This is a genomic window from Sphingomonas sp. SP5, assembly GCF_058313455.1.
Genome location: NZ_JBZFLF010000007.1, coordinates 133,320 through 152,627, shown reverse-complemented (window position 1 = coordinate 152,627; position 19,308 = coordinate 133,320). Strand labels below are relative to the sequence as shown.

General features: G+C 67.8%; 15 protein-coding genes. 7 read left to right on the top strand and 8 right to left on the bottom strand.

Annotated elements, in window-relative coordinates:
* Window positions 1-46: 46 nt before the first annotated feature.
* On the bottom strand, window positions 47-832 hold the full coding sequence (locus tag AC4GY7_RS16245) for a rhamnogalacturonan acetylesterase (RefSeq protein ID WP_491115987.1): 786 nt from the start codon (window positions 830-832) through the stop codon (window positions 47-49).
* Window positions 833-995: 163 nt separating this feature from the next.
* Here AC4GY7_RS16245 and AC4GY7_RS16240 point away from each other — a divergent pair, with 163 nt between their 5' ends.
* Both AC4GY7_RS16240 and AC4GY7_RS16235 read left to right on the top strand, forming a co-directional pair.
* Window positions 996-1,658, top strand: coding sequence for a DUF6250 domain-containing protein (locus AC4GY7_RS16240; RefSeq protein ID WP_491115985.1), 663 nt, complete (start codon window positions 996-998; stop codon window positions 1,656-1,658).
* A gap of 11 nt (window positions 1,659-1,669) precedes the next feature.
* On the top strand, window positions 1,670-4,387 hold the full coding sequence (locus tag AC4GY7_RS16235) for an exo-rhamnogalacturonan lyase family protein (protein WP_491115984.1): 2,718 nt from the start codon (window positions 1,670-1,672) through the stop codon (window positions 4,385-4,387).
* Between the two features lie 26 nt (window positions 4,388-4,413).
* On the opposite strand, the gene AC4GY7_RS16230 is transcribed toward AC4GY7_RS16235, so the two are convergent.
* Window positions 4,414-4,668: a glutaredoxin domain-containing protein gene (locus AC4GY7_RS16230; RefSeq protein ID WP_491115982.1), complete on the bottom strand. Its 255-nt coding sequence runs from the start codon at window positions 4,666-4,668 to the stop codon at window positions 4,414-4,416.
* 76 nt (window positions 4,669-4,744) lie between these two features.
* On the opposite strand from AC4GY7_RS16230, the gene AC4GY7_RS16225 reads away from it, so the two are divergent.
* Entirely contained in the window at window positions 4,745-5,128 is a 384-nt protein-coding gene (locus AC4GY7_RS16225) for a reverse transcriptase-like protein (RefSeq protein WP_491115980.1), read from the top strand.
* Window positions 5,129-5,210: 82 nt separating this feature from the next.
* Window positions 5,211-5,501 carry a CsbD family protein gene (locus AC4GY7_RS16220; RefSeq protein WP_443584110.1) on the top strand — a complete coding sequence of 97 codons (291 nt, stop codon included), beginning with the start codon at window positions 5,211-5,213 and terminating at the stop codon, window positions 5,499-5,501.
* A 314-nt stretch (window positions 5,502-5,815) separates the two neighbouring features.
* Here AC4GY7_RS16220 and AC4GY7_RS16215 read toward each other — a convergent pair whose 3' ends face one another.
* Together AC4GY7_RS16215 and AC4GY7_RS16210 are read right to left on the bottom strand one after the other, a co-directional pair.
* Window positions 5,816-6,310: a group I truncated hemoglobin gene (locus tag AC4GY7_RS16215; RefSeq protein WP_491115978.1), complete on the bottom strand. Its 495-nt coding sequence runs from the start codon at window positions 6,308-6,310 to the stop codon at window positions 5,816-5,818.
* 44 nt (window positions 6,311-6,354) lie between these two features.
* Window positions 6,355-7,239, bottom strand: coding sequence for a DUF3034 family protein (locus tag AC4GY7_RS16210; RefSeq protein WP_491115976.1), 885 nt, complete (start codon window positions 7,237-7,239; stop codon window positions 6,355-6,357).
* A gap of 86 nt (window positions 7,240-7,325) precedes the next feature.
* Between AC4GY7_RS16210 and AC4GY7_RS16205 the strand changes: the two genes are divergently transcribed.
* Window positions 7,326-7,931 (top strand): methylamine utilization protein, encoded by a 606-nt coding sequence (locus AC4GY7_RS16205; protein ID WP_491115974.1) that lies wholly within the window; start codon window positions 7,326-7,328, stop codon window positions 7,929-7,931.
* A gap of 17 nt (window positions 7,932-7,948) precedes the next feature.
* Complete coding sequence (locus AC4GY7_RS16200; RefSeq protein WP_491115972.1) at window positions 7,949-10,297, top strand: putative bifunctional diguanylate cyclase/phosphodiesterase; 2,349 nt, start codon at window positions 7,949-7,951, stop codon at window positions 10,295-10,297.
* Between the two features lie 12 nt (window positions 10,298-10,309).
* On the opposite strand, the gene AC4GY7_RS16195 is transcribed toward AC4GY7_RS16200, so the two are convergent.
* The 4 genes from AC4GY7_RS16195 to AC4GY7_RS16180 all read right to left on the bottom strand — a co-directional run bounded on the left by AC4GY7_RS16195 (window position 10,310) and on the right by AC4GY7_RS16180 (window position 15,744).
* Window positions 10,310-11,252, bottom strand: a protein-coding gene (locus AC4GY7_RS16195) for an IS630 family transposase (RefSeq protein ID WP_491115971.1) whose coding sequence is annotated in 2 segments (ribosomal slippage) — window positions 10,310-10,907 and window positions 10,906-11,252 — 945 coding nt in all. Because the reading frame shifts where the segments join, the coding sequence is not laid out codon by codon here.
* 90 nt (window positions 11,253-11,342) lie between these two features.
* On the bottom strand, window positions 11,343-12,815 hold the full coding sequence (locus tag AC4GY7_RS16190) for a tryptophan halogenase family protein (protein ID WP_491115969.1): 1,473 nt from the start codon (window positions 12,813-12,815) through the stop codon (window positions 11,343-11,345).
* Window positions 12,812-14,248 carry a tryptophan 7-halogenase gene (locus AC4GY7_RS16185; protein ID WP_491115967.1) on the bottom strand — a complete coding sequence of 479 codons (1,437 nt, stop codon included), beginning with the start codon at window positions 14,246-14,248 and terminating at the stop codon, window positions 12,812-12,814. The genes AC4GY7_RS16190 and AC4GY7_RS16185 overlap by 4 nt, the downstream gene beginning before the upstream one ends.
* The gene (locus tag AC4GY7_RS16180; protein WP_491115966.1) at window positions 14,245-15,744 is read right to left on the bottom strand and encodes a tryptophan halogenase family protein; all 1,500 of its coding nucleotides are present in this window, start codon (window positions 15,742-15,744) and stop codon (window positions 14,245-14,247) included. The genes AC4GY7_RS16185 and AC4GY7_RS16180 overlap by 4 nt, the downstream gene beginning before the upstream one ends.
* 230 nt (window positions 15,745-15,974) lie before the next feature.
* Between AC4GY7_RS16180 and AC4GY7_RS16175 the strand changes: the two genes are divergently transcribed.
* Complete coding sequence (locus tag AC4GY7_RS16175; RefSeq protein ID WP_491115964.1) at window positions 15,975-19,301, top strand: TonB-dependent receptor; 3,327 nt, start codon at window positions 15,975-15,977, stop codon at window positions 19,299-19,301.
* Window positions 19,302-19,308: the final 7 nt, after the last annotated feature.

The following is a 19,308-nucleotide window of genomic DNA, read 5'->3' as shown; positions in this document are numbered from 1 at the left end:
GGCGTGGCGTGCGCGCCGGACGCCATTATCAGCGCCACTAGCCCGATCAGCCGCACGACGGCCCGCCCGCCGGCGTCGTCCGCGTCAGCGCGGGCACGTGCGGGGTGACCCGCTTCGCGATCGGCAGCCGCGTTGCCTTCAGCCCTACCGCGACCAGATCGGCGACCCGGCGCGCACCCAATTCGCTGAAATGCGTATCGTCGGACACGCCATTGGGATAGCCCGGCGCACCGGCCGCGCCTTCGTAATGCAGGTAATAGGCCTTGGCCGCGTCCGGCCCCGCCGCCTGTACCCAGGCCTGCGATGCCTTGCCGAGGTCGATCAGCGGCGTGTGCGTGCTGCGCGCGACCTCTCGCGCCGCGTCGGCATAGGTCGGAAAGCTCGGCTGCTCGACACCGTCCTTGAAGTCCCGGCGGGCGACCGGGGTCAGGATCACCGCCTTCGCACCTGCGGCCTTGGCCACATCGAGGAAGCGCAGCAGGTTCGCCTTGTACTGGTCGATCGTGGTGTAGCGTTCGGGCTTGTCGATGCTGGCGTCGTTGTGGCCGAACTGGATCAGCAGCGTATCGCCCTTGCGCAAATCCTTGGCGATGCCGTCGAGCCGCCCTTCGCGGATGAAGCTGTTGGTGCTGCGGCCGCCGATCGCGCGATTTTCGACCGTGACGCCGGGCACCGCGCAGCGCAGCATCGTGCCCCAGCCGGACTGCGGGTATTTTTCGGGCTTGTAATCCTGTGCGGTGGAATCGCTGGCGATGAAGATGCGCGGCTGCGGATCGCTCGCTCCCGTCGCGAGCATAGCCAGAACCATCGCCAGCGCGCCGCCAAGCTTCATGCGATCTCTCCACATCCTGTTGTCGTGTTCCGCATCATGCGCGCCTCTTCCGGCAACCGCAATGGCCATAATATGGGACTGACAGCGATTATCCGGGATAGGCTTGGCAGGCTGACCCAATCCCCCTAAGCTGGACCGCAAGGCGAGAGGATGCGCAGCCACGATGAACAGTCGCACGATGCTCCTGGCGATGGCGATGGCGACGGCTCCGATGCTGGTTGGGGCGGTGCCCGCACCCACGTCTCTGCGCGACTGGGTGGTGGAGGCGGAATCGCCGGACACCCGCGTTACGGTGCGTGCCGGCGTGATCGACGTCGACAGTCCCAAGGGCGTGACGCTCTGGTCGCGGCGGCCGGTGACCGCACCGGTGACGATCGCGTTCGAGGCGATGGCGGTGCAGGCCGGCGGCGCGAACGATCAGGTCAGCGATCTCAACGCCTTCTGGATGGCAACCGAGGCGGACGGCGGATCGGCGCTGGCGCATCGCCGCAGCGGCGCCTTTGCCGCCTATGACGACCTCAGGACCTATTACGTCGGGATCGGCGGCAACCGGAACAGCACGACGCGCTTCCGCCGCTACGTCGGCCAGCCCGGCAACCGGCCGTTGCTGCCGGAACATGACCCGTCGGCGCCCGACACCCTGCTGCGCCCCAACGTCTGGACGCGCATCCGCCTGATCGTCGACGGGCGTCATGTCGCGGTCGAGCGCGACGGGCGGCGGCTGTTCACGCTGGCCGACGATCATCCCTACACGCGCGGCCATTGGGGGCTGCGCACCACCTGGAGCCACCTGCGCATCCGCCGGATATCGGTGACGCGCCGTTGACGGAGACTGCCATGCACCCGAGCCGACGCGACACCATCCGGGCAGGGCTGCTCGGCGGGGCGACCGCCTTGCTGCCGTCGCGGCTGCTCGCGGCAGCGCCGCCGGCGTTCGCGCCCGCGCCCGTGCGCTGGATCGATGGCGCCGCACCGGCGCTGCATGCCGGGCAGACGTTCGGCGTCGCCTGGCCGCGCGGCGTGATGAAGGCGGGCACGCGCCTGGCGGTGCAGGGCGCCGGCGGAGCGGCGGTGCCGGCGCAGAGCTGGACCACCGCGACCTGGCCCGATGGTTCGATCAAGTGGACCGCGCATGCCATTCCCGCCGACGTGACGCCCGCCGATCTCGTCGTCACCCGCGGCCGCAAAACCGCGCCGCGCCAGCCGGTGCACGTCACCGAAACCGCCGAGGCGGTGACGATCCAGGTCGGCGACCTCGCGTGGGAGGTCGGCAAGTCGGGCGAGGCACTGGTCCGCTCCGCGCGCGTGGCGGGCAAGCCGGTGCTCGGCCCGGTGACGCTCGTGGGCGCGGTGCGCAGCGATCCCCTGCACGGGGAGGCGACGCCGTTCGCCGGTGCGGTCGAGCGGGTGACGGTGGAGCAGCGCGGCCCGGTCCGCGCCGTGGTGAAGATCGAGGGGCGCCACCGCGCCGCCGACCGGCAGTGGCTGCCCTTCACCGTCCGCCTCTATGCCTATGCGGGCAGCCAGGCCCTGCGCATCGTCCACAGCGTGGTGTTCGACGGCGATGCGTCAAGGGACTTCCTATCGGCACTCGGCGTGCGTGCCGCGGTGCCGCTGGCCGGTGCGCTGCACGACCGCCACGTCCGTATCGTCACCGACGGCCAGACCTTTGCCGAAGGGGTGCGCCCGCTCACCGGCCTGCGTCGCGATCCGGGCAAGGCGTTCCGCGACGCGCAGATCGCCGGGCAGGCGGTGCCGCCGCTCGGCCGGATGGCGCCGGCGGTGCGCGACACGCTGGAGCGCATTCCCGGCTGGGGCGATTTCCGCCTCGAACAGCCCAATGCCAACGGCTTCGCGATCACCAAGCGGACCGGCCCCGATCACGGCTGGATCGACAGCGCGCAAGGGCGGCGTGCGCCCGGCCTCGCCTATGTCGGCACGCCTGCGGGCGGCGCGGCGATCGGCGTGCGCTATTTCTGGCAGCGGCATCCGACCGCGCTCCACATCGATGGCGCCACCGGCGACACGGCGCAGCTCACCGCCTGGCTCTGGTCGCCCGAGGCACCGGCGATGGACGTGCGCCCCTATCACGGGACCATGGGGATGGAGGGCTACGACGCCCAGAACGAAGGCCTGTCGGTCACCTACGAGGATTACGAGCCCGGCTGGGACGATGCCTCCGGCATCGCGCGCACTGCCGAGCTGATGCTATGGGCGCTGCCCGCCACCCCGCCGACCGACACGCTGGTGGCGATGGCCCGCATGCAGGCCGAGCCGCCGCAGCTGATGACCGCGCCGGCGCATCTCCACGCCGCTCAGGTGTTCGGCGACTGGACCCTTCCCGACCGCTCGACCCCCAATCGCACCGCGATCGAGAACCAGCTCGCCAATCTGATCGATTTCTACACGGGCGAGGTCGATCGCCGGTCGTGGTACGGCTTCTGGAACCACGGCGACGTGATGCACACCTATGACTCCGACCGGCATCAATGGCGCTACGATATCGGCGGCTTCGCCTGGGCGAACAGCGAATTGTCGCCCGACCTCTGGCTGTGGACGCAAGTGCTACGCACCGGCGATGCCAAGGCGTTCCGCTTCGCCGAGGCGATGACGCGCCATACGGGGGAGGTCGACGTCTACCACACCGGCCGCTTCCGGGGGCTCGGCACCCGCCACGGCGTGCAGCATTGGAGCGACAGCTCGAAACAGCCGCGGGTCAGCAACGCGAGCTACCGCCGCATCTTCTACTACCTCACCGCCGACGAGCGGGTCGGCGACCTGCTGCGCGACCTCGTCACCTCCGATCAGGCGCTGACCCGCGTGGAGATCGGCCGCAAGGTGCCCGGCGCCAAGCGACCGCAACTGCCGCCCGGCACGATCGAGATGACCTTCGGCACCACCTGGTGCCCGCTCGCCGCGGCGTGGCTGACCGAATGGGAGCGCACCGGCGACACCCGCTGGCGAGACCGCATCCTGGCGGGCCTCGAAACGATCGGTCGCCTGCCACACGGCTGGATGACCGGCAGTGCCCCCTTCGACATGGCGAGCGGCCGCTTCATCGACCAGAACCGCAAGATCAGCCTGTCGCACCTCAACGCGGTGTTCGGCGCGGTGGAGGTGAGTTCGGAACTGATCCGCCTGCTCGACGTGCCGCGCTATCGCGCCGCCTGGCTGGAATATTGCCGCTGGTACAATGCGCCGCAGGCCGATTACCTCGCGAAGTTCGGTGCGCCCTACGGCCCGCGCAACCTGCGCGAGGGGCAGTCGCGGCTCACCGCCTATGCCGCCTTCCAGGACAAGGACGCCGCGCTCGGCACCCGCGCGGCGGAGGAATTCCTGTCGGGCGATGCCGGCCTCGGCACTTGGCCCGCCGATCCGCGGCGCACCGTCGATGGCGTGCTGGAATGGCCCGGCGTATCGACCAACGCCGCCTCGCAATGGGGGCTCGCCGCGATCCAGACGCTGGCGCTGATCCCCGAAGCGCTCGATCGCACGACCATCGTGCCGCCGGACGCCCCGGGGCGCAAACGGCAGAAGGACGCCGGCCGCGACTGACGGCCGGCGCGTGGCCTAGCTCCGGCTCAACCCGCCCCGCTGGCCAGATAGCGTTCCAGATCGTCGCTGCCGCCGATCGTCTCGCCGTCGATGATGACCAGCGGGGTGGTGTCGACGCCCCGCTCGGCCTTGAACGCGTCCACCTCCTCGCGCGAACGCAGGATCCGGTCGTCGACCTCGAAGCCCTCCGATTGCAGGATCTGCTTGGCGCGCACGCCGAACGGGCAGGTGTGATCGGGAAGGACCATGCGGTACAGCGTGGCGCGGCGGCGGTCGGCCATGGGCGATTATCCTTGCAGAGGTCGGTTCGGTCCTACAGCGCGGCAGCGCACCCAAGCGTTCCATGGAAGGGGCAGGATGGCCGATCGGATGACGCTCTATTTCGATGGCGGCGCGCGGCCCAATCCGGGGCGGATGGAGATCGCCGTGGTCACCGGCGGCCGCGCCGTCATCCGCGACGATTGCGGCGAAGGCGACAATTGCACCGCCGAATGGCTCGCCCTGTTGCATGCGGTGGAGATCGCGCGGGCGGCCGGTGCGCAGGACGTGCTGCTGATCGGCGATGCGCTGTCGGTCGTGGAGCAGGCGCGGGGCACGTGGCGACCGCGCAGTCCGCAGATGCAGGCGCACCTCGCCGCTTTTCGCGCCGCGACCACCACCCTGGCGCGGGTCACGGTGCGCCACGTCGGGCGCTCCAAGAACCTCGCCGGCTTTGCACTCGCCAGCCGTCATCCGCGCTGATCGCTTGCCGCGTTCGCAGTTGCGGAAACTCTCCAGGCCTTGCGCGTTTGTCGCCGTCTCATCATCACAGGAGCGAGCCGAGATGAACCAGGACCAGATCGAAGGCACCGCCGGCGACCTCGCGGGCAAGGTCAAGGAAACCGTGGGTCAGGCGACCGGCGACACGCAGACCCAGAACGCCGGCCTCGCCGACCAGATCAGCGGCAAGGTGCAAAAGACGTTCGGCGACACCAAGGAAACCGTCGCCCGCAACGCCGCCCCACTCGCCGACAAGGCGCGCAAGTTCGCCAACGAGCGCCCGTTCGCCACCGCGGCCCTCGCCGGCGTCGTCGGCCTGGCGATCCTCAACACGCTCCGCGGGAAGACGGCATAAGCGAACAGCCCCGAAACCCTCCCTCGCGGCAGCGGGGGAGGGCGTCCCAATATTCCCCCCTGGCGGGCGAGGATGAATGTCGTTGGTCCCAATATCCCCCGTCACCCCGGACGTATTCCGGGGTCCACCGTGCCGCAAAACCGATAGCGTATTGATGTGCGGCCCGGTGGATGCCGGACCGCGTCCGGCATGACGGAGGACTGAAGAACACCGCCGCGGATCAGACAGCCCATCAGCGCTGGCCCTGCTTCAGCGGGGGGGCAAAAGGCCGCAATGCCGAACCGTGGCGGTACGACACCACAAGCGGCGACCACTTATTGCGCCGGCCGCGGCCCGCGGATCTTCACCACATCGCGGTGCATCGGCGCGAGCTTCGCAAGAAAGCGGTTCTGTGCCGCGAACGCGACGCCCTCACGGCGCATCGCCGCCTGCAAATTCTCGACCAGCGCCGCCATGTCCGCCTGCTGCACGCCCATGTCCTGATGCGCCGCGCGCATGGTCCGGCCGCTGTAATGGCATCCGCCGTTGAGGATGTAGCAGAACTGCTCCTTCAGCGTCCGCCGCAACCGGACGAGATCCTGCCCCTTGAAGATGTCGCTGATCCGCGAATCGGCGACGTTGCGCGCCACCATATCCTCGACGATCCGGTCGACCCCGTCGCGTCCGTGAAAGGCGCGCCACATCCCGTCGCCCGCGAACGGTGTGGCGCCGGCATTGGCGTCCGCCGCGACATAGGGCGCGACGGGCTCTTCGCCCGGCGGCGGCGTCGTCGGCACGGCCTGGAGCGCGAGGAGGAGCGGGAGGATCATCGGCAGGTCCTTGGCAGGATAGGATTACGGCACGGGCCGAAGGGTCAGAACGCGCCTTGCAGCGACAGGAACAATCCGCGCTGCCCGCGCACCGTGGCGATATCGCCCAGGTCGACATAGGCAGCCGTCACCGACACGTTGCGATGCACGGCCCAGGCGGCGAACAGGTCGTAGCTGTCGTCTTCCTGCGCGAAGCCGAGCGCGTCGGGCTTGGTGCGATATTCCGCGCCGACGACCAGCTTGCGGGTGAGCATCTTGCCGAGCGACCCCTCGAACTGCGCGCTGCGGGCCTGCCCGCGCGGCCCACCGAAGCCGAGCAGGCCGAACTGGTTGGCCTTGGTGAAGCGCACCGTCGCATCGGCGACCACGCCCTGCGCCAGCCACACCTTGGTGGCGGCGACGTACAGGTCGGTGCCGCGCGTCTGTTGCGCGCCCACGGCCCGCAACACGGCGCCGCGCTCGGCCGCCTTGTATTGCACGCCCAGCGCGATCTGCGGCAGGATCGTATTCTGCGCCCAGACGGCATCGCCGGCGATCTTCAGCTTGGCGCCGACGATATGCTGGCCGAAGGTAAAGCCGCGGCCCAGCCCCAGCGCAGCCCCCGCGGCACGCGTGTCGAAACGCTGATAGGCATAGGACAGCTCGACCCGGTCCGACAGGCCGATCGCGGCTCCGGCGCTGGTCAGGTCGAAATCGGGCAGCGCCACATAGGTCGCGTGCACGGCAGCGCCGTTACCGTCCTCGGTTTCGTTGCCGGCGATCACCGCCCAGGTCGCCAGCCCGCCGCCGGCCGCTCCCTCGACGGAGGACACGCCGTTGGTCAGCAGCAATTTGCCGCCGCTGCGGCGCTGATTGGCCGCCGCCGGACCGGCGATCATGGCCGCGGCAAGCATCAGGACACCGGCAATGCAGGACTTCGGGAACACCATGCCGCGGCTTTATGTCCGTTATGGTGAAGATTGTGTAAGTACCGGTTTCAGGAAGTTTCAACCTCGCATGCGCTACGGTTGCGCACATGCGTGTCCTGTTCCCCGTCGCCTGCCTGCCGCTCGCCATGATGGCCCTGCTGATGCCATCCCTCGCCTCGGCGGCGACGGTGACCATCGCCGTGCGCCAGCCGGACGGATCGCCGCTGACCGACGGCGTGGTGATGATCGAGAGCGCGGCCGCACCGCGTGCCGTGCCGCGCGGCCCCTATGTGATGGAGCAGAAGGCGATCGCCTTTCAGCCGCACATCCTGGTCGTGCCGGTGGGGGCGCAGGTCTCCTTCCCCAACCGCGATACCGTGCGCCACCACGTCTATTCCTTTTCCAAGGCCAAGCGCTTCGACCTTAAGCTCTACGGGCGCGAGGATCAGCGCAGCGTCACCTTCGACACCGCCGGTGTCGTCGCGCTGGGGTGCAATATCCACGATACGATGAGCGGTTTCGTGGTGGTGACCGCGACGCCGCTTTATGCCCGGACGGATGCGCAGGGGCGGGTCAGCATCCCTGACGTGCCCGCCGGTGCGGTGACGCTCCGCCTGTGGTCGCCGTCGATCCGCGCGCCGGGCAACACATTGGCGCAGAGTGCCAGCGTGCCGGCATCGGGCTATGCGACGACGCTGACGATCCGCCGCTGATGCGTCTGCCGAGATCATTGGCCCGTCTGTCGCCGTTGCCGCTGCGGTTCCGCACGCTGCGTGGGCGGCTGGCGGTGCTCTATACGGGCATGTTCGCCGCGGCGCTGGCGGTGCTCGGGATCACCGCGCAGGTGATGATCTGGACGCATGCGCGCACGTCGGTGGCCGCCGAACTGACGGCCAGCGGCAGCGTCTACGACGGCCTGTGGACGCTGCGTGCGCGCACCATCGCTGGCATCGCCGACGTGCTGGCGCACGATTTCGGCTTTCGCACTGCGGTGGCGACCGGCGACCGGGCGACGATCGAATCGGCGCTCGAAACGCTGCGGGCGCGGGCCGGCGTCGAACAGGCGATGGTGGTCGAACCGGACGGACGGGTGATCGGCGCGGGCAGCGCCCTGGCGCCGGCGCTCGCCCGCCTGCCGGATCAGTTGCAGGACGGCCGGCGCGACGCGGTGCTGGTGGCGCGCGGCCGCATCTATCGCGTCGTCGTCTCGCCGGTGCTGGCGCCGATGCAGATCGGCACGGTGGTGCTCGCGCTGCCGCTGGACGCGGCCGAGATGCGCGGGCTGGAGCGGCTGTCCGCCATTCCGCTGACCGCGACCATGCTCCACCGCGACACGGGCGGTCAGTGGCGGGCATCGGACGGCTCGGTGCCGTCGAGCCGCGCGGTCGACGCACTCGTCGCGCGATCGGCGACGCAGCGGCCGCTGGTCACGCTGTCGCTGCCGAGCGGCCATGCCTTTGCCATCGCCAAGCCGCTCGCCGGGCCGGACGGGCGCGCCGATGCGGCGCTGCTGATCCGCTATCCGTTGCAGGCGGCGCTGGCCCCGTATCTGCCGTTGCAGCTCGGCCTTGCGCTTGCCGGGCTCATCGGCGTCGCGCTGGTGGTGCTCGGCAGCCTCAGGCTCGCGCGCACCATCACCCGGCCGCTGCACGCGCTCGACGCCGCCGCACGCACGCTGGAGGAAGGCGCCCGGACCGAGGTCGCGGTGACCGGCGAGGACGAGATCGGCCGCCTGGCGCAAAGCTTCAACCGCATGTCGCAGGGGATCGTCGACCGCGAGAACCGCATCTCGCACCTCGCCTTCCACGACACGCTCACCGGCCTGCCCAACCGCATCTCGTTCCGTCAGGCGCTCGACCAGGCGATGGCGCTCGCCGCGCGCAACGACGACAAGGTGGCGGTGCTCTGCCTCGATCTCGACGGGTTCAAGGGCGTCAACGATACGCTCGGCCATCCGGTCGGCGACGAATTGCTTCGCCAGGTCGGCGCGCTGCTGTCGCGGCTGGCGCCCGATGGCCTCGTCGCCCGGCTGGGCGGCGACGAATTCGCCATCATCCTCTCAGGGAGGGTCGATCCCGACCGGCCGCGGGCGCTCGCCCAGTCGATCCTCGATGCCGCGGCGCAGCCGATCGAGGCGGCCGGCCACCAGATCGCCACCGGCTTCAGCATCGGCATCGCGCTGTCCCCGTCGGACGGCCGCGACTCCGAACAGCTGCTCAAGAACGCCGATCTCGCGCTCTACCGTGCCAAGCGCGACGGGCGCTGCGTCTATCGCTTCTTCGAAGAAGCGCTGGACATCGCCGCCCGCAAGCGCCGCCAACTCGAACTGGACCTGCGCGAAGCGCTGATAACGGGCCAATTCCGCCTCAACTTCCAACCGATTTACGACCTGAAGGCAGACCGCATAGGCGGCTTCGAATCGCTGTTGCGGTGGCACCACCCGACCCGTGGCGAGGTGTCGCCCGTCGAGTTCATCCCGGTGGCGGAGGACACGGGCCTGATCGTCGGCATCGGCGAATGGGTGATGCACGCGGCGTGCCGACAGGCGATGCACTGGCCCGATCATGTGCGTGTCGCGATCAACGTCTCGCCCCTCCAGTTCCGCAGCCATGGCTTCGCCGCCATCGTGATGCAGGCGCTGTCGCGCAGCGGCCTGCCCGCCAGGCGGCTGGAGATCGAGATCACCGAATCGGTGTTCCTCGATGGCGAAGATCATGTGCTGAAGCTGCTGCACCAGCTGCGCGAAATGGGCGTGCGTATCGCGCTCGACGATTTCGGCACCGGCTATTCGTCGTTGAGCTACCTGCGCAGCTTCCCGTTCGACAAGCTCAAGATCGACCGCTCGTTCGTCACCAACTGCGCCGCCGACGAGAGCAGCGCCGCGATCGTGCGCGCGATCGTCGACCTCGCCGGCGCGCTGCACATGGAGATCACCGCCGAGGGGGTGGAGGATGCGGCACAGCTCGGCTGCCTGCGCGGCCAGGGTTGCGACAGCATCCAGGGCTTCCTGCTCAGCCGCCCGGTGGAGATCGAGGGCATCGCGCGCCTGCTGCCGGCGCGCCTGGCCCGGGCGGCCTAGAGTCGGATGACATCAAGCTGACCCATATCCTGCGTTAACGAGGTAGTTGCGGCATTCTGCGGCGGAGAAGGCATCGAGAAGCGTGCCGACGCGTCTCCATGTTGCCTCGTGGGATCGCTCGGCGGCCTTGCGCATGAGGTGTTTGAGCTTGGCGAAGACCTGCTCGATCGGGTTCAGGTTCGGGCTGTAGGGCGGCAGGAACAGCAGCCTGGCACCGATCGCACGGATAGCGTTGCGGATGGCGGGTTTCTTGTGGCTGGAGAGATTGTCCATGACAACGACGTCGCCGGGCGACAGCGTCGGCACGAGGCACTGCTCGATATAGTCGGTGAAGCTTTGCGCGTTGACCGGCTGGTCCAGCACGCACGGCGCGTCGATCCGGTCGCAGCGCAGCGCCGCCAGGAACGTCATCGTGCGCCAGTGGCCGTAGGGCACCGTGGCATGGAGCCGCTGGCCGACCGGTGCCCAACCGCGCAAGGAGGCCATGTTCGTCTTGACCCACGTCTCATCGATGAAGACGAGACGCGCCGGATCAAGCCGACCCTGGTATTTCTTCCACTGCGCCCGACGGCGGGCGATCGCGGGCCGGAGCTGTTCGGCGGGCAGCACGCTTTTTTTTGAAGCTCAGGCCCTGGGCATGGGCGAACCGCCAGACCTGAACATAGTCGACCTTCACGCCGTGGCCCACCAACTCCGCTACTAGTCCACGCAAGGTGAAGTCGCGGCTCATCCGCTCCAGCAGCCAGTCACGTGTCGCGCCGGACAGGATGTTGGACCGGCGACCACCCATCCGGCTCGGCGCGGCGCTGCCCGTATCGCGAAAGCGCCGCACCCATTTGATCGCCGAACTCGGTGCCACCCCGAAGCGTGAAGCGGCCGCGTGACACGACATGCCATCGGCGGTTACCGCCCTGACCACCCGTTCCCGCAGGTCCATCGAATACGGCTTTGACATGCTGGCTGGCCTCCCTCGCCAGCCGGCACATTGAATCAGATCGCCAGCCCATTGGGAATCCTCAGCGATTCAGATTCACGTCATCGCGCTCTAGCGGACGGCGGGCATCTGCTGCGCCATCGCAGCGTAGTTCGCGCGCATCTGGCGCAGCGCACCGGCGACCTTGTCCGCATCCAGCGCGTCCACGACGGGGTCATAGCCGTCGGGCATGATCCCCTGTCCCAGCATCACCGCGACCCAGCTCGGGATCGCGAACAATTCGTCGTCGTAGCGGAAGATGCGCCCTTTTTCGCGGAACAGCGCGATCTTGCGCACCAGCGTGTCGGGCAGCGCCATGGTGCGGACGTAGTTCCAGAACGGCGTGTCGTCGCGCCGCGTCGCGGCATAATGCAGGATGATGAAGTCGCGGATCGACGCATATTGATCCGCCATCAGCCGGTTGTATTCGTCGCGCTCGATGGCGGTGAAGCGCATGTCGGGGAACAGGCCGAACAGCTTCGATATGCCGGCCTGGATCAGGTGGATGCTGGTCGATTCGAGCGGCTCCAGAAAGCCGCCGGCAAGCCCCAGCGCGACGACGTTGCCCGCCCACATCCGCTGCCGCCGCCCCGCGGTGAAGCGCAGGCGGCGCGGCTCCGCGGTCGGCGCGGCGTCTAGGTTGCCCCGCAGGACGCGCTCCGCCTCCTCGTCGCCGATGAACGCGCTCGCATAGACGTGGCCGTTGCCGGTGCGATGCTGCAACGGGATGCGCCATTGCCAGCCCGCGCCGTGTGCGGTCGCGCGGGTATAGGGTAGCAACGGCTCGGTGCGCGCGGTCGGCACGGCGATGGCGCGGTCGCAGGGCAGCCAGTGCGACCAATCCTCGAACGCGACGCCCATCGCCTCGCCCAGCAACAGGCTGCGGAAGCCCGAACAGTCGATGAACAGGTCGCCCTCGATCCGGCGATCGCCCTCCAGCCGCACCGAGGCGACATGACCGCGCGCGTCATGGTCGACGCCGACGATCCGCCCCTCCACCCGCTCCGCCCCCTGCGCCTCGGCCCGGTGGCGCAGGAACGCGGCGTAAAGTCCGGCGTCGAAATGATAGGCATATTCCAGCCCCGACAGCGGCGAGCGGGGGTCGGGAGAGGGAGGCGCGAACCGGCCGGCACGTGCCGCCACCGCCGACATCGCATAATCGTCGATGCCGCCGATCCCCTCCCGATCACGCAGTTTCAGCCACAGCTGGTGGAAGTTCAGCCCTTCGATATCACGGCCATGCGTCCCGAACGGGTGGATGTACCGGTCGCCGCCATCGGTCCAGCCGACGAATTCTATGCCGAGTTTGGGCGTGCCCCCGGTCGCACGCAGGAAATCCGCCTCGTCGATCCCAAGCCGCGCATTGAAGCCGCGGATCGGGGGGATCGTTGCCTCGCCGACGCCGACGGTGCCGATCGCGTCCGATTCGACCAAGGTGACGGTGCGCTGGCCGTCATCCAGGAAACGCGCTGCTGCGGCGGCGGCCATCCATCCCGCGGTGCCGCCGCCGACGATCACCACGCGTCCGATCGGTTCGCCACTCATCGCATCAGTCTCGCCAGATAATCGGGATAGGGGGGAAGCGATGCCGCCAGTCCGCCGACCGCGGCGCGCCATTGTGCCAGTGCCGCGACCGCGCTTGCCCGCGGCACCGACAGCGCCACCGGATCGGGGCGCTCCGGGCACACGCCCAGGCCGATCAGCGCCTGCTGCCACATGACCTTCGGGATCATCGCTTCCTCCAGCGGCGGCAGCGTGCCGCGGCGGCCGAACTGCGTCAGTGCGCGATCCAGCTCCTCGGGCGGCAGCGCGCAGCGCGCCGCGTGCCAGAACGGCCCCTTGCGGGCGGCACCGGCAAGATAGAACGCCGCGGCATAGGCGTGCATGCGATCGGCGGCCAGGCCGGCACGCCGATTGTATTCGGCGGCAAGCCGCGGCCCGTCGCCCCGCGCAGGCATCAGCTCCAGCGCCAGTTCGATCTGCACCAGCGCCAGCGGCAGGCCGAGCCAGCCGAGTGGCCCCAGCGCCGCCGCCGCATCGCCGATCGCCAGCACATTGCCCGTAAACGGCGTGTCCTGCCGCCGCGGGTGCAGCGCGATCCGCTCCGCCTCGTGCGGGAACAGGCGGCGCGCGCGGGCGTCGTTCGTCACTGCGGCGGTGTAGGCGAAGCCGCGCAGCGTGCGGGTAGCGAGCGGCCAGCGTGCGCTCCAGCCATCGCCGACCGCTTCATAGCCATCGGTCGGGGATGGGCGTGCCGGGCCGGCGGCGAGCAGCAGCCGATCGGCGGGCAAGGTCGCGTGCCAATCGATCCATCCGGTATTCGGCGCCGCGAGGCAGGCAGCCGGGCCGCCCGCATCGATGAACAGGTCGGCGGCTAGGTTTTCGCCGTCGACCGTCACGCCGCCGAGCCGGCTCTCCTCATATATCACGGCGGTCCGTTGCGCTGCGACGATCCGCACGCCGGCCGCGCGTGCGGCGCCCGCCAGCAGCGGCGCGGCGCAAGCGGTATCGAGCCGCAGCGCATAGTCGATCCGCGACAGCAGCGATCCAGCGTCGTCGGACGGGTGGACGAAGCGTTCCTGCGTCGCGAGCACGGCACCCGGCACCAGCGCATCGAACGGGCCATCGCCGTGTGCCCGCCACAGCTGGTGCAGTGCTGCTCCCGCCAGCGTCGCGTTGCCTTCGCCTTCCCCGATCGCGAACGGCGCTGCGCCCCAGTCGAAGCGCGTACCCACGCGGTGGGTCGCGGCGCCGGCAGCGACCAGCGTGTCCTCCGATATCCCCAGTCGCGCAAGCAGCACCAGCCCGCGGGCATCCACGGCCGCGAACCGGTCCGCGCAGGCCGCAGGATCCACCGGGATCGCAACCTGCGTCACCACCGCCCGAGGCAGGGCACGCGCGAATCCGATCGCCGCACAAGTCGCGACGAGGCCGCCGCCGACCACGACGATCTGCTGCAAGCCCGACCGTTCGTTCATGCGGCGTCGGCCGCCAGATAGGCCTTGTGGTCCGGCATGCCGGCAACCGCGCTCGCGATGCCGCCGTGCAATCCCGCCAATGCGCGGTCGAGAGCGCCCGCCTCCGGCAGGTCGGCGCGCGGATCCCAACCGTCCGGTACGATGCCCTGGCCGAGGTACACCGCCACCCAGCTGGGTTCGAGGAACAGGCCGTGGCTGTAGCGGGATACCTGGGCGGTTTCGCGCCACAGCGCCATCTTCTCGGCCAGGCTGTCGGGGATCGTCATCGTCCGGACATGGTTCCAGAACGGCGAATCGTCGCGGCGGGTGGCGTGATAATGCAGGATCAGGAAATCCCTGATCCGGTCGTATTCGGCATCGACCAGCGCATTGAAGCCGTCGCGATCGGCGTCGGCCACGCGGGCGTCCGGAAAATGTTCGATCAGCTGGGTGATCGCCATCTGCGCCAGATAGATGCTGGTCGATTCCAACGGCTCGAGAAAGCCGGAGGCGAGCCCTACAGACAGCACGTTGCCGACCCAGCTGCGCCGCCGCCGCCCGGCGCGAAAGCGCAGGGTCCGCGGCTCGGCAAGCAGCGGGCTTTCGAGCGCGGCGACCAGCGTATCGGTGGCTTCGCCGTCCGACAGATGGGTGCTCGCATAGACATAGCCATTGCCGACGCGGTGGGTGAGGGGGATACGCCAGCGCCAGCCCGCTGTCATCGCGGTGGCGCGGGTATAGGGCTCGATCCCGCCCGGCGGCGATGCGCAGGGCGCGGCGACGGCGCGGTCGCATGGCAGCCACTGCGACCAATCCTCCCATGCCTCACCCATGGCACCGCCGATCAGCAGCGCGCGGAACCCCGAACAGTCGATGAAGAGGTCGCCCTCGATCCGCCGCCCGTCATCGAGCCTGATAGCGGTCACGTCACCGTTGCTGTCATTGCGTTCGACTTGGATCACACGCCCTTCGCTACGCACCGTACCGCACGCTTCGGCATGGGCACGCAGGAACGGCGCGAATCGCGTCGCGTCGAACTGGTAGGCATAGCCATAGGCGCTGGCGAGATCGTCGGGATCGGGGCCAGGTCGAGTAAAGCGGAGCGCTTCCGCCGCGACGACGCCGGTCGAGTATCCGCCGATCGGGCCGGTTGCACCGGCGCGGAAGCGTCGCAGCCAATAATGGTGGAAGCCGACGCCGGCGAGCTCGCGGCCGTAGGTGCCGAACGGATGGATGTAGCGCTCGCCGATCGCGCCGAAATCTCTGAACTCAATCCCTAATTTGAACGTGGCGTGGGTCTGCGCCATGAAGGTCGCTTCGTCGATCCCCAGCCGGGTGATGAAGGCACGCAGGTGTGGCAGTGTCGCTTCGCCGACCCCAACGATACCGATCTCCGCCGATTCGACGAGATGCACCCGCGCCGCCCCGGACGCGAGCGTCGCGAGCGCGGCGGCGGTCATCCACCCCGCCGTGCCACCGCCGACGATCACCACCCTGATCCGTCGATCCGCCTCCACGCCACCTCCTCCGCTGCCGGCAAGCCGTCCCTAACCGGTCATACCTGTTGCTCAAAAACCTACCTGACGGAATACTTATATCAAGTTGCGATAATTCCGCTTGTCGCGTGATTTTGGTCACGATACCACGCGTGCCAGACACATTGAGCAACGTGCTCGAGCACCTACAGCCAGACCTTTCGGCTTCGCACTGAAAGGCGGTTTCGGGATGAGGACTGAAAGGGGACAACATGATCGTTCGTGGTACGTCAGATGCTGGCCGCAATCCCGGCCGCCTTCGGCTGCGTGACCTCAGCATCGGCGTTTCGGCGCTGGCGATGCTGTGCGCCGCTCAGCCGGCCTTCGCACAGGATACGACCACACCGACCAAGCCGGTAACCGACGGATCGCAGGGCACGACATCGGGTACCCCGGCCGTGGATGCCGGCACCGCGCCGACCGCGCAAGGGCAGGCCGGCGCCACCACCGGCACCTCCGGTGCATCGCAGGACGCCTCGGTCACCCCGCCCGACACCGATCGCGACGAGATCGTCGTCACCGGCGTGCGTCAGAGCCTCGCCACTGCGCAGAACATCAAGAAGAACAGCGACACCGTCGTCGACGCGATCACCGCGCAGGACATCGGCGCGCTGCCGGACCGTTCGGTCAACGAGGCGCTGCAGCGCGTTCCCGGCGTCGCGATCAGCCGCTTCGCCGCGCCGAACGATTCGCAGCACTTCTCGGTCGAGGGTTCTGGCGTCGTCATCCGTGGCCTCAGCTATGTGCGCGGCGAATTCAACGGCCGCGATACTTTTGCGGTGTCGGGCGGACGCGAGATCGGCTTCAACGACGTGCCGAGCGAACTGATCGGCTCCGTCGAGGTGTTCAAGAACCTGACCGCCGACCTGATCGAAGGCGGCATCTCGGGCACCGTCAACATCAACACGCGCAAGCCCTTCGACCAGGATCAGCGCCTGATCTATCTGTCGGGCAGCATGAATTGGGGCGACTTGGAGCAGCGCGGTGCGCCTTCGGTTGTCGGTCTATATAGCCAGCAGTGGGATACCGCAGGCGGCAGCCGCTTCGGCGTGCTCGCAAGCGCCAGCTATTCGCAGCAGTACAGCCGCTCGGATTCGGTGTTCCTCGCCTCCATGCTGCCGCGCTATAACGACGACCGCAACGGCAACGGCGTGCAGGATCCCGGCGAAGGCCGCACGATCAACGCCGGTACCGGATTCTCATCGTCGCTGTTCGATACCTATCCGGTGCCCAACGGCGGTGCCGGCCCCGTCTACGCGCCGGTCGGCGGCGGATCGCGCACGCAGACCTTCGATCGCAAGCGCATCGGTGTGTCGGCGGCGGCGCAGTTCGAGAACGCGGCCAAGACCTTCCTGCTGACCGCGCAATACCTGCGCACCGAGGGCGAGCAGAACTGGCTGGAGAAGACGATCGAGCCGAACGTCTATTACGGCGACGTCACCACCACGTTCCCGCGCGCGGGTACCACCAACACCTATGATGCCAACGGCGTCTTCACCAGTGGATCCATTGTGAAGCGGTCGGGTGCGGTGTTCGGCAATCGTCCGGATGGTACCTATGGCGAGCTGACGCAGTTTGCGCCGAACGGTATCTTCACGACCTTCTCCAATCGCTATTTCTATCAGAAGGCGACCACCCAAGACTTCTCGCTGAACGCGAAGATCGATCCGACGGATCGGCTGCACATCAACCTTGACGGGCAATATGTGAAGTCGGAGTCCAAGAACCTCGACGACATCGTCGATATGGCGACCTATTCGGGCGTCGATATCGATCTGCGGGGCAAGACGCCGCAGATCACCCTGCGCCCGGACGGCCGCAATACCGCTGCCTATTTCGGCAACAAGGCGTCGACCTATTTCCGCGACGCGTTCAACAACCGCGCCGACAATGATGGCGACGAATGGGCGTTCCGCGGCGACGTGCAATATGACGTCAGCGAGGAGAGCTTCCTGCGCAAGGTGCGTGTCGGCGGCCGTTACGCCAAGCGTGACCAGACGGTGCGGACGAACGACTACAACAACTGGGGTGCGGTGTCCGACACCTGGACCGGTGGCGGTCCGGTCGGCTTCAACAGCGTTGCCGCCAATCAGGCATCGTTGTTCGCCTACAACGACTTCTATCGCAATCAGGCGGTGCAGCCGCCGGCGACGTGGTACATTCCCGATAACATCATGCGCGATCACGATGCGCTGACGTCGTTGCTCCGCACCGTGACGAAGCTTGGCGGCGGCAATTACACTCCGTTGGAGGATCGCGGTCCGCTGCCGGAATATCGTAACACCGAAAAGACGTGGAGTGCCTATGCCCGCGCCGACTTCGGTATTGACGATTTCGGCAATGGCATGAGCCTGTCGGGCAACATCGGCGTGCGCTACGTCCATACCCAGGACGAATCCTTCGGGCAGCTCACCTTCCCGACGCCAAACAACGTGTTCACCCCGGATACGCAGAACCCGCCGCGCTACACCAATCTTGCCACATATTGCGCCTATACTATCGCCAATCCGACGCAGCAGGGGACCATTCCGGTAATCTGTACGCTGACACCCGCGCAACAGGCCGCTGTCCAAGCCTTTTCCAATGCAGGGACGCGAGCGGACGTAGCCAATCAGAAGTTCGACAACTGGCTGCCCAGCCTGAACGTCAAGCTGCAGGCTACCGACAAGCTGCTGTTCCGTTTTGCAGCGTCGAAGGCAATCTCGCGTCCGAACTTCGGTGATCTGCGCAACTTCATCGGCGTGATACCCTCGGGATCCAGCACGGCGGGCAATTACACCTTCGAGGCGTCGGCCCGGAATCCCTACCTGCGGCCGATCGAGGCAAAGCAGTTCGATCTCACCGCCGAATGGTATTTCGCTAAGGTCGGTTCGTTGACGGCGGCGGTCTTCTACAAAGACCTGACCAACATCATCCTCGACAACTACGGCTATCAGCGGTCGTTCACCAATAACGGCCAGACGTTCAACGTGACCGTCAACGGCCCGGCGAACGCTCCCGGTCATGGCAAGATCAAGGGCGTCGAGCTAAGCTACCAGCAGACGTACGACTTCTTGCCGGGTCTGTTGTCAGGCCTCGGAACGCAGGCGACCTTCACCTTCGTTGATCCTAGCAACATCCCCAACGGCGTGCCGACCAATGGCGCGGCAGACGGATCGCGCCCGCCGCTCGACGTGACCGGCATCTATTCGAACCTGCCGCTCGCGGGCCTGTCGAAGTATAACTTCAACGTCGCCGCCTTCTACGACAAGGGCGGGATCTACACGCGCTTTGCCTATAGCTGGCGTTCGAAGTTCCTGCTGACCAACCGCGATTGCTGCTTCCCGTTCCTGCCGGTCTACGCGCTGTCGACCGGTCAGCTCGACGGATCGGTCTTCCTGACGGTCAACAAGAACTTCAAGATCGGTATCGAAGCGCAGAACCTGCTCGATACGACGACCCGGACGGTGTTCCTGCTCAACCCGCAGGGGCTCACCGCACCGCGTTCGTACTTCAAGAGCGATCGCCAGTTCTCGATCACGACGCGCCTCACGTTCTGATCCGTTC

Bases quoted from the DNA above. Each gene is read 5' to 3' on its own strand.
- AC4GY7_RS16245 (WP_491115987.1), bottom strand. From the start codon at position 832: ATGAAGCTTGGCGGCGCGCTGGCGATGGTTCTGGCTATGCTCGCGACG.
- AC4GY7_RS16240 (WP_491115985.1), top strand. From the start codon at position 996: ATGAACAGTCGCACGATGCTCCTGGCGATGGCGATGGCGACGGCTCCG.
- AC4GY7_RS16235 (WP_491115984.1), top strand. From the start codon at position 1,670: ATGCACCCGAGCCGACGCGACACCATCCGGGCAGGGCTGCTCGGCGGG.
- AC4GY7_RS16230 (WP_491115982.1), bottom strand. From the start codon at position 4,668: ATGGCCGACCGCCGCCGCGCCACGCTGTACCGCATGGTCCTTCCCGAT.
- AC4GY7_RS16225 (WP_491115980.1), top strand. From the start codon at position 4,745: ATGGCCGATCGGATGACGCTCTATTTCGATGGCGGCGCGCGGCCCAAT.
- AC4GY7_RS16220 (WP_443584110.1), top strand. From the start codon at position 5,211: ATGAACCAGGACCAGATCGAAGGCACCGCCGGCGACCTCGCGGGCAAG.
- AC4GY7_RS16215 (WP_491115978.1), bottom strand. From the start codon at position 6,310: ATGATCCTCCCGCTCCTCCTCGCGCTCCAGGCCGTGCCGACGACGCCG.
- AC4GY7_RS16210 (WP_491115976.1), bottom strand. From the start codon at position 7,239: ATGGTGTTCCCGAAGTCCTGCATTGCCGGTGTCCTGATGCTTGCCGCG.
- AC4GY7_RS16205 (WP_491115974.1), top strand. From the start codon at position 7,326: ATGCGTGTCCTGTTCCCCGTCGCCTGCCTGCCGCTCGCCATGATGGCC.
- AC4GY7_RS16190 (WP_491115969.1), bottom strand. From the start codon at position 12,815: ATGAGTGGCGAACCGATCGGACGCGTGGTGATCGTCGGCGGCGGCACC.
- AC4GY7_RS16185 (WP_491115967.1), bottom strand. From the start codon at position 14,248: ATGAACGAACGGTCGGGCTTGCAGCAGATCGTCGTGGTCGGCGGCGGC.
- AC4GY7_RS16175 (WP_491115964.1), top strand. From the start codon at position 15,975: ATGATCGTTCGTGGTACGTCAGATGCTGGCCGCAATCCCGGCCGCCTT.